Source organism: Pseudomonas sp. (genome assembly GCF_051660785.1).
GTDB lineage: Bacteria > Pseudomonadota > Gammaproteobacteria > Pseudomonadales > Pseudomonadaceae > Aquipseudomonas.
This window is the reverse complement of sequence record NZ_JBOFQE010000020.1, coordinates 1-16,170: the sequence shown is the minus strand read 5'-3', so window position 1 is coordinate 16,170 and position 16,170 is coordinate 1. Positions and strand designations below refer to the sequence as shown.

Annotated in this window: 15 protein-coding genes and 1 pseudogene; 9 read left to right on the top strand and 7 right to left on the bottom strand. The window is 60.9% G+C overall.

The window, feature by feature from the left end; genetic code table 11:
• Positions 1-129: 129 nt before the first annotated feature.
• Genes ACRC4F_RS04910 through glcD form a run of 4 tightly spaced genes read right to left on the bottom strand, consistent with a single transcriptional unit; the run spans position 130 to position 4,336 of the window.
• Positions 130-531 (bottom strand): heme-binding protein, encoded by a 402-nt coding sequence (locus ACRC4F_RS04910; protein ID WP_438658334.1) that lies wholly within the window; start codon positions 529-531, stop codon positions 130-132.
• Positions 528-1,769 (bottom strand): glycolate oxidase subunit GlcF, encoded by a 1,242-nt coding sequence (gene glcF / locus ACRC4F_RS04905; RefSeq protein WP_438658333.1) that lies wholly within the window; start codon positions 1,767-1,769, stop codon positions 528-530. Before glcF ends, ACRC4F_RS04910 begins: the two co-directional genes overlap by 4 nt.
• A gap of 3 nt (positions 1,770-1,772) precedes the next feature.
• Positions 1,773-2,837 carry a glycolate oxidase subunit GlcE gene (glcE, locus tag ACRC4F_RS04900; protein ID WP_438658332.1) on the bottom strand — a complete coding sequence of 355 codons (1,065 nt, stop codon included), beginning with the start codon at positions 2,835-2,837 and terminating at the stop codon, positions 1,773-1,775.
• On the bottom strand, positions 2,837-4,336 hold the full coding sequence (gene glcD / locus ACRC4F_RS04895; protein ID WP_438658331.1) for a glycolate oxidase subunit GlcD: 1,500 nt from the start codon (positions 4,334-4,336) through the stop codon (positions 2,837-2,839). The genes glcE and glcD overlap by 1 nt, the downstream gene beginning before the upstream one ends.
• Positions 4,337-4,568: 232 nt before the next feature.
• On the opposite strand from glcD, the gene glcC reads away from it, so the two are divergent.
• A complete protein-coding gene (glcC, locus tag ACRC4F_RS04890) occupies positions 4,569-5,336 on the top strand; it encodes a transcriptional regulator GlcC (RefSeq protein ID WP_438658330.1) in 768 nt (255 codons plus the stop codon).
• A 42-nt stretch (positions 5,337-5,378) separates the two neighbouring features.
• Here glcC and ACRC4F_RS04885 read toward each other — a convergent pair whose 3' ends face one another.
• Positions 5,379-7,139, bottom strand: coding sequence for a caspase family protein (locus tag ACRC4F_RS04885; RefSeq protein ID WP_438658329.1), 1,761 nt, complete (start codon positions 7,137-7,139; stop codon positions 5,379-5,381).
• A gap of 619 nt (positions 7,140-7,758) precedes the next feature.
• Between ACRC4F_RS04885 and ACRC4F_RS04880 the strand changes: the two genes are divergently transcribed.
• From ACRC4F_RS04880 to ACRC4F_RS04860, 5 genes are all read left to right on the top strand, one after another.
• On the top strand, positions 7,759-9,762 hold the full coding sequence (locus ACRC4F_RS04880) for an aminotransferase class I/II-fold pyridoxal phosphate-dependent enzyme (RefSeq protein ID WP_438658328.1): 2,004 nt from the start codon (positions 7,759-7,761) through the stop codon (positions 9,760-9,762).
• 28 nt (positions 9,763-9,790) lie between these two features.
• Positions 9,791-10,573, top strand: coding sequence for a transporter substrate-binding domain-containing protein (locus ACRC4F_RS04875; RefSeq protein ID WP_438658327.1), 783 nt, complete (start codon positions 9,791-9,793; stop codon positions 10,571-10,573).
• A gap of 131 nt (positions 10,574-10,704) precedes the next feature.
• Positions 10,705-11,418, top strand: a complete 714-nt coding sequence (locus tag ACRC4F_RS04870) for an ABC transporter permease (RefSeq protein WP_438658326.1) — start codon at positions 10,705-10,707, stop codon at positions 11,416-11,418.
• Between the two features lie 5 nt (positions 11,419-11,423).
• Complete coding sequence (locus ACRC4F_RS04865) at positions 11,424-12,122, top strand: ABC transporter permease (protein WP_438658325.1); 699 nt, start codon at positions 11,424-11,426, stop codon at positions 12,120-12,122.
• Positions 12,122-13,129 (top strand): DMT family transporter, encoded by a 1,008-nt coding sequence (locus ACRC4F_RS04860; protein ID WP_438658324.1) that lies wholly within the window; start codon positions 12,122-12,124, stop codon positions 13,127-13,129. The genes ACRC4F_RS04865 and ACRC4F_RS04860 overlap by 1 nt, the downstream gene beginning before the upstream one ends.
• Here the strand turns inward: ACRC4F_RS04860 and ACRC4F_RS04855 are convergent.
• A pseudogene (locus ACRC4F_RS04855) lies at positions 13,085-13,570 on the bottom strand (TetR family transcriptional regulator C-terminal domain-containing protein); the annotation flags it as partial. The gene ACRC4F_RS04860 and the pseudogene ACRC4F_RS04855 sit on opposite strands and share 45 nt — an antisense overlap.
• 169 nt (positions 13,571-13,739) lie before the next feature.
• Between ACRC4F_RS04855 and ACRC4F_RS04850 the strand changes: the two are divergent.
• Positions 13,740-14,756: a succinylglutamate desuccinylase gene (locus ACRC4F_RS04850; protein ID WP_438658323.1), complete on the top strand. Its 1,017-nt coding sequence runs from the start codon at positions 13,740-13,742 to the stop codon at positions 14,754-14,756.
• A 52-nt stretch (positions 14,757-14,808) separates the two neighbouring features.
• On the opposite strand, the gene ACRC4F_RS04845 is transcribed toward ACRC4F_RS04850, so the two are convergent.
• On the bottom strand, positions 14,809-14,964 hold the full coding sequence (locus ACRC4F_RS04845; RefSeq protein ID WP_438658322.1) for a hypothetical protein: 156 nt from the start codon (positions 14,962-14,964) through the stop codon (positions 14,809-14,811).
• Positions 14,965-15,126: 162 nt separating this feature from the next.
• Here ACRC4F_RS04845 and ACRC4F_RS04840 point away from each other — a divergent pair, with 162 nt between their 5' ends.
• Positions 15,127-15,507 carry a RidA family protein gene (locus ACRC4F_RS04840; RefSeq protein ID WP_192303617.1) on the top strand — a complete coding sequence of 127 codons (381 nt, stop codon included), beginning with the start codon at positions 15,127-15,129 and terminating at the stop codon, positions 15,505-15,507.
• Positions 15,508-15,691: 184 nt separating this feature from the next.
• The coding region (locus ACRC4F_RS04835) for a GntT/GntP/DsdX family permease (protein ID WP_438658321.1) at positions 15,692-16,170 on the top strand (479 nt) is incomplete at its 3' end.

Genomic DNA, 16,170 nt, shown 5'->3' with positions numbered 1-16,170 from the left:
GTTGCGAAGCAGCCCCCTCCGATCTGTCAGTTACAAAGAGTTGCCTGTTTTTACGACTGCTTCGCAGCCGAACGGGGGCAAGCCCCCTCGCCACAGGATTTCACCAGGCTTAAGTTCTGCGGTTACAGATCAGTTCAGGCACTGCGCCCCGGCCTTGGCCACTTGCGCATCCTGTTCGGCCTTGACGCCGGACACACCCACCGCGCCAACCACCTGCCCATCGACAATAATCGGTACGCCACCTTCAAGGGACGTCAACAACGGCGCCGACAAAAACGCGGACCGCCCTCCGTTGACCATCTCTTCATAACCTTTCGATTCACGCCGGCCAAGGGCCGAAGTGCGAGCCTTTTCGGTGGCGATGTAGGCGCCGATCGGCGCGCAACCATCGAGGCGTTCGAGGGCCAGGGGATGGCCGCCGTCATCGACAACCACGATGGTCACGGCCCATTGATTGTTCTGCGCTTCGCTGCGGGCGGCGTCGAGAATCCGGCTGACTTCGGTCTGGCTCAGTACGGCTTTGCTTTTCATGGGGAAACTCCAGGGCTCGATGAGGGCAACGCGGCTTCGACCAGCTCGATCCAGTGGCGGACCGGTGTCCGGCCCGCACCGTCGAGGTGGGACTGACAGCCGATATTGGCCGTGACAATGACTTCGGGATGACCGCTTTCCAGCGCATTGAGTTTGTTGTCGCGCAGTTGTCGGGACAGCTCGGGTTGAGTCAGCGAATAGGTGCCCGCCGAGCCGCAGCACAGATGACCGTCGGGTACGAACGTCAGGTTGAATCCCAGTCGCGTCAGCAGCGCTTCAACCGCACCGCCAAGTTTCTGTGCGTGCTGCAAGGTGCAGGGACAATGAAACGCCAGGCGCTGATCGCTGTGGATGCCGAGCGTTTCCAGTGGCTCGTCGCGCAGCACTTCCACCAGATCCCTGGCCAGCGCACTGACCTTCCTGGCCTTCTCGGCATACGCCGGGTCGGTGCTGAGCAGGTGGCCGTAGTCTTTGATGAAAGCGCCACAACCGCTGGCGGTTTGCACGATGGCCTCGGCGCCTTGCTCAATGCTCGGCCACCACGCGTCGATATTGTGACGAGCGCGATCAAGGCCGGCCGCCTGCGCGTCCAGGTGATAATCGACCGCGCCGCAGCACCCGGCCTCGCGAGCCGGTGTGACGCTGATCCCCAGTCGATCGAGGACGCGCGCGGTGGCCGCATTGGTATTGGGCGACAGACTCGGCTGCACGCAGCCTTCGAGCATCAGCACCTGCCGGGCGTGGCGGGCGGTCGGGCGTTGTTTGGCCGGATATAGGTAGCGCGGCAACTTGGCTTGCAGCGTAGTGGGCAGTAGCGCGCGGAACACCTGACCGCTGCTGACCAGCGCTTTGAACAGCCCCGGGTTGGGCACCACGCTGCGCAAGCCTTCGCGCAACAAGCGCTGGTCGAGTGAGCGCGGCACGGCCGCATCGACCACTGCGCGGCCGATATCCAGCAAGTTGTGATAGTCGACGCCCGAAGGGCAGGTGGTCTCGCAATTACGGCAAGACAGGCAGCGATCCAGGTGCTGCTGGGTTTTCTGGGTGACCTCGTTGCCTTCCAGCACTTGCTTGATCAGGTAAATGCGCCCACGCGGCCCGTCCAGTTCATCGCCGAGCAATTGATAGGTCGGGCAGGTGGCATTGCAGAAACCGCAGTGCACGCACGTGCGCAGGATGCTTTCGGCTTCTTCGGCCCGGGGCAGTTGGCGGGCCTGTTCGCTCAAGGTGGTCTGCATGGGTCAAAGCTCCGCGTACAGGCGACCGGGGTTGAAGATGCCCCGTGGATCGAGTTGGTCCTTCAAATTGCGGTGGTAGCGCATCAGTGCGGCGGGTAGCGGTTGGAACGGGCTGTCGATCAGGCCGTGGCTGTAGCAAGTCACATGCCCGCCGACCTCATCGACGACCTTGCGAATGAACGCCGCTTCAGCGTCGGATTTGAGCCAGCGCTGGGCGCCGCCCCAGTCAATCATTTGCAGGCCGGGCAGGGAAAGCCGAGGCGTGTTGTGCGGGACGGACAGGCGCCACAGCGGCTGGTCTTCATCAAAAAAACTCAATCGGTGTTCATTGAGATCCGCCCAATACGAGGCCTCCAGCAACTCGCCGCCCAAGCGCTCATGCGCAGCCTTCACCGACCCTTCGCCACCCTCAAGCCGAAGGTGCAGGCGCTGACCATCGTGGCACGCGGCGCTGATCGGCAACGGTTGCTGTCCCCATTCCGCGAGGCGCAGCAGAGCGCGGTCGCTGTCCATTTCCAGGCTGATGCTCAAGGTTTGACGCGGTTTTGGCAGGACCTTGAGCGAGACTTCGGTGATCACCCCCAGCGAGCCATAACTGCCCGCCATCAGGCGCGACAGGTCGTAGCCGGCGACGTTTTTCATGACTTCGCCGCCAAAGCGCAGATGCTTGCCGTGGCCGGTGATGACCCGTGTTCCGAGGACGAAGTCTCTGACCGATCCTGACCAGGGTCGCCGTGGTCCTGATAATCCGCAGGCGATCATGCCGCCCACCGTGGCACCGTCACCGAAGGAGGGCGGTTCGCACGGCAACATCTGCTGCGCCGCGTCCAACACCTCGGCCAGTTCTGCCAACAGCGTGCCGCAGCGTGCGGTGATCACCAGTTCGGTCGGGTCGTAGCTGACGATGCCGCGATGGCTGCGCGTGTCGAGTACCTCGCCCGCCGCGATGCGGCCCAGGAATGCTTTGCTGTTGGAGCCTTGAATGCGCAGCGGCGTTGCGTTTTGCAGCGCCTGGTTGACCTGTTCCAGCAGGCTGGCGCTGTCGTCGATATCGTGTTCGCTGCGCATCAGAAACGCTCCAGCTCTGGGAAGGGCAACTGACCCATATGAACGTGCATCGCGCCGAACTCGGCGCAGCGGTGCAGCGTCGGAATGTTCTTGCCCGGATTGAGCAGGCCGCCCGGATCGAACGCGGCTTTGACTGCATGAAACAGCGTCAGCTCATCACTGTTGAATTGCGCACACATCTGATTGATTTTTTCGCGGCCGACACCGTGTTCACCGGTGATGCTGCCGCCGACTTTCACGCACAATTCGAGGATCTTGCCGCCCAGGGCTTCGGCGCGATCGAGTTCGCCAGGCTGGTTGGCATCGAACAGAATCAGCGGGTGCATGTTGCCGTCGCCGGCGTGGAAAACGTTGGCCACGCGCAGGTCGTATTCGGCGGACAGCGCGGCAATCGCCTGCAGCACGCCGGGCAGTTCGCGGCGCGGAATCGTCCCGTCCATGCAGTAATAATCCGGCGAGAGGCGGCCCACCGCCGGGAACGCATTCTTGCGTCCGGCCCAGAAGCGCACGCGTTCGGCCTCATCTTTAGCCTGGCGCACTTCGGTGGCGCCGGCCTGTTCCAGCACCTGGCGCACGCGGTCGCAGTCATCGTGAACATCGGCTTCAACGCCATCGAGTTCGCACAGCAAAATGGCTTCGGCGTCGACCGGATACCCCGCGTGGATAAAGTCTTCGGCGGCGCGAATGGCCAGGTTGTCCATCATCTCCAGGCCGCCGGGAATGATGCCGGCGGCAATAATGTCGCCCACCGCGCGACCGGCTTTTTCCACGGAATCGAACGCTGCCAGCAGCACCTTGGCGGTCTGCGGTTTGGGCAGCAGTTTGACTGTGACTTCGGTGATGACGCCAAGCATGCCTTCGGAACCGGTGAACAACGCCAGCAGATCAAAGCCCGGCGAGTCGAGCGCTTCGGAGCCCAGGGTCAGGTGTTCGCCATCGACGGTGAGGATGTCGACCTTGAGCAGGTTGTGCACCGTCAGGCCGTATTTCAGGCAGTGCACGCCACCGGCGTTTTCGGCGACGTTGCCGCCGATGGAACAGGCAATCTGCGAGGAGGGGTCCGGCGCGTAGTACAAGCCGAACGGCGCGGCGGCCTGGGAAATCGCCAGGTTGCGCACGCCCGGCTGAACCCGCGCCGTGCGCGCGGCGGGGTCGATGTGCAGGATATTGTTGAAGCGCGCCATCACCAGCAGCACACCTTTTTCCAGCGGCAACGCACCGCCGGACAACCCGGTGCCGGCGCCGCGAGCGACCACCGGGACGTGAAACTCATGGCAGAGTTTGAGCACGCCCTGGACTTCGTCGATATGGCGCGGCAGCACCACCAGCATCGGCGTGGTGCGGTAAGCGGACAGTCCGTCGCATTCGTACGGTTTAAGTTCTTCCTGCTGATGCAGGACTTCCAGGTCTGGCAAGCGAGCGCGCAAAGCCTGGAGCAGGGCCGCTCTGTCGACATCTGGCAGAACGCCGTCGACGCGTTCGTCGTAGAGGATGTTCATAGGCGGTTCTCGACCCTCCGTTGTTTTTATTAGAGGTCTGTTTCCGGACAGCTCACTTGCATCATTGGCCCGGCGCGTCCTACTGTCCATGGGTTGTTTGAGTGGTCGAACCAGTTCCTGGGCAACTATTTCCGTATTCATGGAAAAAATAACTTTCCAAACAGGCAGTTAGGGTTTTATTCAAACATGTGGGGCTCAGCCGGCGAGGCTGGTCATACCAGTGGGAGGATCGATGGACAGTGCGCAGGTGACCCGTAATCCGCAAGTCGCAGACGTGGTGTGTGAACGCATCGAACGCCTGATCGTGGACGGGGTGCTCAAGACCGGGCAGTTGTTGCCCTCGGAACGGCGCCTGACCGAAAAACTCGGTGTGTCGCGCACAGCACTGCGCGAGGGGCTGAAACTGTTGCGCGCCCGGGGAATTATCAAGACGGAGCAGGGCAAGGGATCCTTTGTCGCCGATCTTTCCGGCCACGGTGCCACGTCGCCGCTGATGCACCTGTTCAGTTCACAACCGCGCACGCTTTACGACTTGTTCGAGGTCCGCAGCCTGCTGGAGGGCGAGTCCGCTCGCCTGGCTGCACTGCGCGGGACCGAAGCGGATTTTGTCCTCATCACCCGAAGCTATGAAGCGTTGCTCGATGCCCACACGCGGTCGATGGAAGCGAGCGAACACGCCCGGCTCGATCATGCGTTTCACCTGGCGATCTGCGAGGCTTCGCACAACCCGGTGCTGGTGCAGACCTTGCGTTCGCTGACGGACTTGCTGCTCAGCACGGTGTTCGCCTCTGTCAATAACCTTTACCACCGCGCGCCACAAAAACGTCAGATCGACCGTCATCACGCCCGGCTCTACAACGCCGTCACCGGGCGCATGCCGGAGCAGGCGCGCAAGGCCGCCATCGCGCACATCCAGAGCATCTGCGCGAACCTCAGGGAAATCGAAAGCGAGGAGCAGCGCCTGGTCCGTGCCACGTTGCGGCTGGAAGGGTGGGCATGAGAACTGCCCTTTGCTACTCCTCTATTTCCAGAGGTTGAACACTCAGGGAACGACTTTGCCGAGCAGTTTAGATGGCCCGACGATCGCGGGCTTCTGGTCATAACCCAGCTCGGCCAGAAGCTTGCCCGTCGCGCGAACCAGGGCGTTGAACGTCGGACGCTGTTTCGATGAGCGCAGGATCTGGGCGAGGGCGTAGGTGAACGCTCCGTACGAAATCACACCGTGACGGTATTCAAACGACAGCTGGGATTCGCCGCAGGCGTACATGAGGATCGGCAGGAACGGGCCTTTGTGTTTATAAGCGGTGCGTCGTCTGTCGTAGAGCTTGTCGTCATAACCGCGCACTGCGATGGCCTGGCCGACCCGCCGGATTCCGTCGCGATTGCTCACGGTGTTCGCCGCTTCGGCCTTCTGCGCACTTTTGCGTGCTCGTTTCACCCAGTCACGCTCGACCCACATCTGCAACTGAGGCTCCCAACGCAGGGCACGATGGCGGATGTCATCCGGCGGTGTCAGCCCTCGGGCCCGACGTGCGCCTTCACGTGTCATGCCGCCCGAATGGCAGCAATCGAAGATGGTAATGAACTGCGTGTTGTACGGTAGCTGGATATAGAGATCGCGGAAGTCGTTGTCGACGATGGCATGTTCCGGCGTCCAGTCGAAATCCCAGGGGCACAGGCATTCATCGATGCGGTCGGCTTCGCCCGCGGCATTGGTGTTGGGAATCTGCGCGCCGTGCCCGGAATAGAAGAGCACCCGGCGATCACCGTCCTGGGCGTCGTCGAGCAGCCAGTGCAGACGATCACGAATGCCCGCCGCCGTCGCGCGCTCATCGAGCACGACGCGGATGTCGTCGGGTGAGAACTTCGACTCTTGCAACAGTGAACTCATCAGGAAAACGTCGTTGACGCAGCCTTCGAGCCGATCCTCGAGATTGGGGTAGTTGTTGATACCGATCAGCAAGGCCTTGTCTCGCGAGCGACGCACCGTGCTCGCCTTGGGGACCGCAATGCCCAGCGACTTGTCGACGGCGGCGAGGCGCTTGTCGAAGCCCTTCGTCAGGCCGGCCTGCAACAGCGGTCCCCAGACATTGGCCGCGGTTTCGGGGTGGCCGAGGTAGAACGTCGCGTCATGATTGAGTGCATCGCCCGGTTTATCGAACGGCGTCATGACCTGGGTGAAGTTTGGGTCGCGTAGAAACAGAGGGGCGGTAAATACGTGATCGTGTTCGTTATAAAGGTGGTACCACTTGTTCGCACTCTCGATGCCTTCGATGCGCCCGCCGAACGTCTCGCGCACGGCGGGGTTGGCAATCTGCGAGCCGAAGGTGATCAACACTCGCTTGTTCATGAGTGAGGGGTCTCTACGAAACGTATCGTAGGCGACCAGCGTTCCCAGGCTGTGCGCGCAGACGATGTCGGGTTGCGAGTCGCTGATGTGGCGGGTGAGGTCTTTGCGCAACGTGGTCCGTAGCGCTTCGTCGGCGGTCCACTGGGCAACCATGCCAGCCGTCCAGCGCAGACGGTCGGGAAACTGCCCGATGCCGCGATTGCGCCGGAACAGATCGCCAACCGAATGGATCACCGAGCTGGTCAGAAGACGCAGGGTGGCCTCGGCAATTTGCGGCGCACCCAGCCCACTGGCAGCAAAGCGCGCATCAAATTCAAAGTAATCCAGTTCGATGACGGCATTCGGTGCCACACGTAACACCGCGTTGGTAATCGACCGTTGCCAGGATTGCTCGAAGCTTTCGTCCGCCTCTTCGTGGCCAATCCCGTGTACGCACAGAATCTTGATCTTCATTTCCATTTCCCTACAGTCATGTCGAACTGGCTGACGTCAAATTCAGAACAGCCGAACTTAGAGTGACGGTTGCTGGAGTTGCTTACTGTGTGTTGAGCATATTAGGTGGCTGGAATTTGTCCGTGATTTTTAATCATTAATTGGAATTAATTAGTGGTTTTTAATCGACGATGGTTGCAGATTTTAGTGTTGTTAGTTGTGGTTGTGTACCCGGAAAGCCTGGGCTTGAGGCGCTCAAGTTCGAAAAGCAAGCTAGCGTGTCGCGAAGATGGAAAATATACATCAGCGTTTTTGATAGTTGTGTTTTTGGACTGTCTTACTTGCGTTACAAGTGCGCACTTGCTCGATTTTTTTGATCAATGACCGGACGCGGGTTCAACTATCTTTGCGTCGGTTTTTATCTTCAGAACAACAGCCGTTGCGATCAGTCGCACGCTCGAGCACAGGACGATCTCCCTGCTGAAAAGCGGCACGACTGTCGTAAAAACGACCTCTTTACGCTGAACGCGAACCTTGGTCATTTTTCTGTTGAACGAGTGTTCAGCTTCGACTATGTTCGTTCCACCTCCCCGGCTGGTTGCGCGGGCTTGCGTTTCTTCTATTCGAACGAGGCACTGGCATGCGGTTTTCACCCTTTGTTGAGCGGATTTCAGGCGACGGCGTCGCCGCCTGGGATATTCACAATGCGGCCTTTGAAGCCCAGCGTCGTGGTGAGGATGTGATCATTCTCAGCGTCGGCGACCCGGATTTCCCCACCCCCGATTTCATCACCGATGCCGCGATTCATGCGCTGCGCGAAGGTGACACCCACTACACCGAAATCGCTGGTCGCCATGCCTTGCGCGAAGCCATCGCCGCCCGGTACAGCCAGCTCTTGGCCCGCGAGGTGACAGCGCCAAACGTCATCATTTCGGCGGGGGCGCAGAACGCGCTGTTCATCACTTCGATGTGCCTGCTCACGACCGGCGACGAAGTGATCGCCCTGGACCCGATGTACGTGACTTACGAGGCGACGCTCAAGGCGTCCGGCGCCACGCTGGTTCGTGTGCCGTGCTCCGCGGATTCAGGTTTCCGCCTCGATGCCGCCGTGCTGGCCAAGGCCATCACCCCGCGTACCCGGGCGATGTTTTTCTCCAATCCGAATAACCCCACCGGCGTAGTACTCAACCGCGAAGAGCTGCAAGCCATCGCCGATCTCGCCATCCAGCATGACTTGTGGGTCGTGGTGGACGAGGTCTATGAGAGCCTGACTTTCGAGCGCGAGCACCTCAGCCTGGCGGCGTTGCCGGGCATGGCCGAGCGCTGTGTGGTAATCGGCAGTCTGTCGAAATCCCATGCCATGACCGGCTGGCGAACCGGCTGGATCGTCGCCGATGAAGCCCTCGTCGCGCACGCCGAAACCATGGTGTTGAGCATGCTTTACGGATTGCCGGGCTTTGTCATGGAAGCGGCGCTCAAAGCCGTGCAAGCCCATGAGGACGTGACCCACGGCATGCGCGATATCTATCGTCGGCGTCGCGATCTGGTGGTGAGCAGCCTGTCGGATTGCCCGGGGATTTCGGTGCTCAACCCCGATGCCGGGATGTTCGTGTTGATGGACGTTCGTGACACCGGCCTGACCTCTCTGGAATTCGCCTGGCGGCTGCTGCGCGAGGCACGCGTATCGGTGCTGGATGCGGCGGCATTCGGTGAGCCGGCCCAAGGGTTTGTGCGGCTCTCGTTCACCCTCGATGAAGAGCGCCTGGCCCAGGCCTGCCAGCGTATTCGCGACTTTGTCCTGGTGCTCAAAGGCGAAGCGCCACGGCCGGTAATCTGCCGTGTCACCTGCGAAGCGATTGCTGAACCGGTCAAGACCAAGACCATGATCGAGGTCGATGGCTTGCACAAACGCTTCGGCAATATCGAGGTGCTCAAAGGCGTTTCCCTGACCGCCCGCGAAGGTGACGTTATCTCGCTGATCGGTGCCAGCGGCTCGGGCAAAAGTACCTTGTTGCGCTGCATCAACATGCTCGAAGTGCCGGACCAGGGGCGCATTCTGGTGGACGGCGAAAGCATTCACCTGAACTTCGACCGTCCCGGCGCGCCACTGGTAAAGGATGCCAAGCAACTGGTGCGCATCCGGTCGAGCCTGGGCATGGTGTTCCAGAACTTCAACCTCTGGCCCCATCGCACGGTGCTGGAAAACCTCATCGAAGCGCCGACCCAGGTCCTGCGTGAAAGCCGTGCGGAGGCCACTGAGCGGGCCGAAGCCTTGCTTGAACGCGTCGGGCTTGCGGCCAAGCGCAACGAGTACCCGGCGTTTCTCTCCGGAGGACAGCAGCAACGGGTGGCCATCGCCCGGGCCCTGGCCATGCGGCCCAAGGTCATGCTGTTCGATGAACCCACCTCGGCACTCGACCCGGAACTGGTCGGAGAAGTGCTGCGGGTGATCCGCTCCCTCGCGGAAGAAGGCCGGACCATGATCCTGGTGACTCATGAAATGGCGTTCGCCCGCGATGTCTCTTCCAAAGTCGCCTACCTGCACCAAGGGCTGATCGAGGAAGCCGGTACGCCGGACGAAGTGTTCGTACACCCACGCAGCGAGCGTTGCCGACAATTCGTCAACGCTCATCAGACTCGCTAATAACATCATAAAAAGACGGGGCAAAATCATGGGAAATCGACGTTTGGCAAACTGGATGACGGGCGTGGCCTGCGTGCTGCTGGCCGGGATGAGCGCGGCGCAAGCGCAGCCGATCAGGTTCGCGGTCGCGGCCGAACCGTATCCGCCGTACACCGAGAAGCAGGCCAACGGTGAATGGAAAGGCTTTGAAGTCGACCTGATCCACAAGCTCTGCAGCGAAATGAAAGCCGAGTGCGAGATCAAGGAAGTGGCGTGGGACGGGATCATTCCATCGTTGCTGTCGAAGAAGATCGACGTGATTTTCTCCTCCATGTCGGTGACCGAAGAACGCGAAAAACAGATCGCGTTCAGCAAGGCGTATTACGACTCCGTGATCGCGATTGTCGGGCCGAAAGGCACGTCGGTGAAAAAGTATCCGGATGACCTCAAGGGCAAGATCATCGGTGTGCAGAACTCGACCGTGAGCGCCAGCTACCTCAAGCAGTACTACGAAAAAATCGCTGACGTGAAGTATTACGACACCCAGGACTCGGCCAACGCCGACCTGATTGCCGGTCGCATCGACCTGATGATGGCGGACGGCACGGCCATGGCGTCTTTCGTCAAAACCCCGGACGCCAGCAACCTGGAGTACCTCGGCGCCGTGCCTTACGACCCGATCTTCGGCAAAGGCGTGGGTGCCGGTCTGCGCAAGGATGACACTGAACTCAAGGCCAGACTCGACAAGGCGATCGCAAGTTTGCTGGCCAGCAAAGACTACGACGACCTGTCCCAAAGCTACTTCGGTACCAGCGTGAAACCCGCCTTCTGACCTGACCCGGAACCTGTGGGAGCGAGCCTGCTCGCGATGGCGGCGGATCAGTCGACTTGTTAGTTGAATGGTAGATAGCTATCGCGAGCAGGCTCGCTCCCACAGGGAATGTGTGTTAACCGGAGACTGAAATGCCAGCCATGTTCGAATTGATCAACTTCAGCGAAACAGGATGGGGCAGTGCGCTGTTGAAGGGTCTTTGGATGACCCTGCAAATATCCGCCGGGGCCTTTGTGCTCGGGCTGTTCATCGGTCTGGTGGTGGCCTGCCTGAAACTCGGCGCGCCAAAACCAATTGCGGCGCTGATGCGCGGTTACACCACTTTGTTCCGGGCGATTCCGGAGTTGCTGCTGATTCTGTTGCTGTACTACGTCGGCTCCATGCTGCTCAATTCGCTGATGGCCTGGATGGGCTACGGCGTCATGAATGTCAGCGGCCCGTTGGCCGCCATCGTGGTGCTGGGCCTGGTGCAGGGCGCCTATGCCTCGGAGATTTTCCGGGCGGCGATCCAGGCGATTCCCTTCGGCCAGATCGAAGCGGCGAAGGCCTTCGGCCTCAGCGGTTTCGGCCTGTTCCGCCGCGTCACACTGCCGATCATGGCGCCGTATGCGATGGCCGGGATGGCCAACCTGTGGATCAACCTGATCAAGGACAGCGCATTGATCAGCGTGGTCGGCACCAACGAGCTGTTGTACACCGCCAAGCAAGGGGCGGGTTCGACGCGTCATTACTTGTTGTTCTACCTCACGGCCGCGGCGATGTATTACGCGGTGACGTTGGTGTCCAACTACCTGTCTGGACGGCTCGAGCGGCGTATTCGTCGCTGGATGCCTTTGGCTGAGTGAATGAAATGATTCCAGCATGGATAGTTGAATACGCGGCGCTGTTGGGCCGGGGACTGCAAACGACCATCACCATCCTGTTGATTTCCAGCGTGTTCGGTTTCGCGTTGGCGGTGCTGGTGGCACTGGCGCGGATCTCGAAAAACAAGGTGATCGCCAAGGTCAGTCTGTTCTACACCAGCGTAACCCGCGGTACGCCGTTGCTGATCCAGATCTACATTTTCTACTACGGCCTCGGCAGCCTGTTTGCGCAATTCCCGCTGATACGCGGCAGTTTTCTCTGGCCGTATTTGCGCGACGGTTATTGGTACATCGTGTTTGCCCTGGTGTTGTCGGTAGGCGCTTACGTTGGCGAGGTGATTCGCGGCGGTCTGCTGGCGGTGCCCAAAGGTGAGATGGAAGCGGCCTCGGCGTTCGGCATGACACCGCGTCAATCGCTGCTGCGGGTACGCTTGCCTCGGGCGCTGCGGTTGCTGTTGCCGACACTGGCCGGGGAGACCGTGATGCTGCTCAAATCCACGGCCCTGGCCTCGACGATTGCGATCGTCGATCTGCTGGGCGCCGCCAACGTGGTGCGGGCGCAAACCCTGCAGGTTTACGAGCCATTGTTGCTGGTGGCCGGGGTTTATGTCTGCCTGACGTTCCTGATCGAGGCGCTGTTTGCCTTTGCCGAGCGGCGCGGGACGCCCGTGCGCAGGTCGGTGTAATGAGCACGTCAGGGGTCGTCGATCGCTCGCTGCAGGGCATTGGCCTGTGCACGCTGGGGTACGCGTTCCTGGCGTTGCAGGACGCGGTCATCAAGTGGCTGGTGGCCGATTATTCGGTGGTGACCATTCTGTTCTGGCGCAGCCTGGTGGTGGTCGTCGCGTGCCTGTTGGCCGGGCGCTTGCGCCTGGTCCAGCGGGCCTGGCGTTCACCGAGCCGACGCTTGCTGGTGGTGCGCGGTTTACTGTCGATTGTCGCCTGGCTGCTGTATTACACGGCCGCCCGGGACCTGTCGCTGGCGGAAATGACCACCCTGTATTTTTCCGCGCCGATCATGGTCACGGTGCTGGCGGCGATGATTCTCAAGGAGCGGGCCAGCGGCTGGCAGTGGTTTTCCCTGATCCTCGGGTTTGTCGGGGTGATCATCGCTTGCCGCCCGAGCCACATCGCCGATCCGTGGCCGATTGTGCTGACGCTGCTGGCGGCGATGTGCTGGGCGTTCACCTACATCCAGTTGCGCCAGGTGGATGACCAGACGTCAGTGCTGGAACAGATGCTGATCACCAATGTGGTGTTTGTGCTGTGCATGACCGTCGCGTTGCCCTGGACGTACACCCCGGCGCCGACGCCGGCCTGGTTGGGCATGCTGGCGGCCGGTCTGGTGGGCGGTATCGGCCAGTTCCTGCTGTTCGCCAGTTTTCGGCGGGCCACCGCCACCTTGCTCGCGCCGTTCGAATACACCGGACTGATCTGGGCGTTCCTGCTGTCGAGTCTGATCTGGGGCACGTTGATGGACGTGTCGCTGATGATCGGTGCCGGCCTGATCGCGGTCAGCGGCACCCTGGCGATGATCTTCGGGCGTCACCCATCACAAGACGTCGTCGGCGCTGAATGCTCCGTGACGCAGCCCCTTTATCCAGCAACGACAGATATGGAGGCCGTTGGCGGGGCTGAAGGTTTCGGGGTTGAGGCACCACTCGATCCAGAGTCCGTCGAGCATCGCCGATAACCCGATGGCGGCCAGGCGTGTGTCGTGGATCACGAAACCTTCACTGGCGGCCATGTCATCGAGCAATTGGCGCAGCAGGTCGAGGTAGGCGCGGTAGCTTTTCTCATGGGACTGACTGACATGTTCGGAGTGACGGATCAGGCTCCAGAACACCACCCAGGCGCCGAGCAGTTGCGGGTCCATCACCCGAGGCGAAAAAGAGCCGCTGAGGAACGCGTCCATTTTTTCGGCGGGTGTGCCGGCCTGCTGGATTTCCTGGAGCAGGGCGGTGGTCAGTTCGCTGGCGATCTTCTGGTAGGTGTCGGCGATCAGGGCGTCGATGCTGCCGAAATGGTGATTGAGCAGTCCGACGGACACGCCCGCTTCGGTGGCAATGCGGCGCACGGAAATGCCGGCATGACCGTCACGAACCAGGCAACGCAAGGCGGCGGCAACCAGCATTTCCCGGCGCTCGTCGGGTTCGGCGCGGCGGTTTTTTGGTGAGGGGGTTGTCACAAGGGAATCCTTGGGTGCGGTGCCAGTTGGCGAGCTTAGTTGAACGTGCGTTCAATCTCCAGTGTCGGCAGCGATGCATCGGTTTTTAACGTTGATGACGGGGGAGGACAAGCAGATGGCGCAGGATATTTCGTTCGGTGTTCGCAACAATAACGGCGACGCGGTGCCGGTTGGCGCGTGGCGTTTCGAGGGTGACGGAAGCGGACCGAAGGTGCATTTGCAGGCGGGGGTGCATGCCGATGAAATTGCCGGGATGCTGGTGCTGCACCTGCTGATGCAACGGCTTCAGGTCGCCGAGGCCGAGGGCCGGCTCAAGGGCAGTGTGACGGTGGTGCCGCAAGCCAATCCGCTGGGCATCGGGCAGTTTCGCCAAGGGCGAATCCTTGGTCGCTTTCACGATGCCACCGGGCATAACTTCAACCGCTCGTTCGACCAGTCCGCCGCAATGGAGCGACCTTCGACCAACGTCCAGGAATGGCAAAAAAAACTGGTGCAACTGGCGGCCACGGCGGATGTGATGCTCGACCTTCACACCGATGACGAGGCCTTGCCGTACCTCTACGTGCACCGCCGTTTCTGGCCCCGGGGTCGCGAACTCGCGGCGGCGATGAAGATGGACGTGGCGATCATCTGGGATGACGGCGGCGACGGTTCCTTCGAAGAAACCATCATTGCGCCGTGGCTGCGCGATGGCGTCACCGACCAGCGCATGGCTGCGACCCTGGAGTTGCGCGGGCAGGGCGATGTCAGCGATCGGTTGGCCGAGCAGGATGCCGCCGGACTGTACGCCTGGCTGTGCAGTTACGGGGTCATCGACGAAGCGCTGTCACCCGGTGACTGGCCCGTCGAGGCGATAGAAATGGGCCAGATGGAAACCCTCCTCGCACCGCAAGCCGGAGTGTTGATCTTTGAAAAGGAACTGGGCGATTTCGTCGAGGAAGGGCAGCGCTTTGCGCGGATTCTTCGGCGTCCCGGTGATCCGTCTTCCGAAGTGGTGCTGGTGGCCGAGCAAGCAGGTCGGATGGTTACCCGCTACCGGGACCGTCTGGTGTCGCAGGGCATGGTCGTGGCGAAATTCACCGGGAGCCGAATTTCGCGCAACTGGAGCGGCGGATTACTGGACCCGAACTAAGTGCAGAGCGTGCGGCCATCCCCGATGAACACACGCGGGGATGGCCTTCACGTTAGTTTCCGTCCGCTACTTTGCGTTCTATCTCGTCTATTTTCCGTTGCAGCGCGTCGGCTTCTTGCTCTTCGGGAAGCGTTGCTGGATCGATCTCTTCAGCTTCCCTGTCTTTGCGGTCCCGTTCGATGTCACTGACACTGTCATCGTTGTTCATCGTGCGTACCTCCGTTGGCCTACACATTGGATGCAGCGGCAGGGGTGGAGTTCGAGATTTTTTCCCGGGGTTCAGGCGCACATGCAATTCAGGCCTTGGGCTGTAAACTGTCGGCGCAAAAGGCATCGACTGCCTCGTCACTCCTTCAAGAAAGAGATCCCCATGGCCAACCAAGACATCGCGTTCACCCCCGATCCCGACGCGGATTCCATCTCCTCCGACGTTGCCGGTTTCGGCGGCATTCTGGTCTCCACCCAGATTCCCACCCGCGCCGACGGCAGCCTGGAGCTGGGCGACATCACCCTGCAAAGCGAATGCACGTTGCAGGCGCTGAAGGTGGCGCTGGAGCGCGCCGGCAGTTCCATGGACCGGGTGCTGCACCTGACCATTTACCTCACCGACATGGCCGACCGTGCCGCATTCAACGAGGTTTACAAACGCTTTTTCGCCAAGCCATGGCCGGTTCGCGCCGCCGTTGGCGTGGCCGCGTTGGCGGTCGAAGGCATGCGCGTGGAAGTCACCGCGATGGCCGCCAAAGCCTGACGTCTCGGGTCAGGCGGGATGAAAATCCGCCTGACCCAATTTCAAAAACACCGACGACTCATGCCTCTGTGCGACAAGCCTTATCCCTCTACGAAAATTAGTTTCGCCTCGTTTGAAAATCACGCCTCGAAATGTTTTAAGAGTTTCACAAAACTTTCGACGTGACCCTTTCGAGGAGTACCGCATGACCCTGTCCTTCGGCTATTGGCTGCTGGTGTATGCCGCCATTGCCATCATTGCCCTGATCGTTCTGATCGCCCGTTACCGACTCAATCCGTTCATTGTCATCACCCTCGTTTCCATCGGCCTGGCGCTGTTGGCGGGCATGCCGCCGTCCGGCGTGGTCGGGGCGTATGAGGCGGGCGTGGGCAAAACCCTGGGGCACATCGCGCTGGTGGTGGCGCTGGGCACGATGCTCGGCAAGATGATGGCCGAGTCCGGCGGTGCCGAGCAGGTGGCGCGGACCTTGATCGACCGCTTCGGCGAGAAAAACGCGCACTGGGCGATGGTGTGCATCGCGTTTCTGGTCGGGCTGCCGCTGTTCTTCGAGGTCGGTTTTGTGTTGCTGGTGCCGATCGCGTTTACCGTGGCGCGCCGGGTCGGTGTGTCGATTTTGATGGTCGGTTTGCCGATGGTCGCCGGCCTGTCGGTGGTGCATGCGCT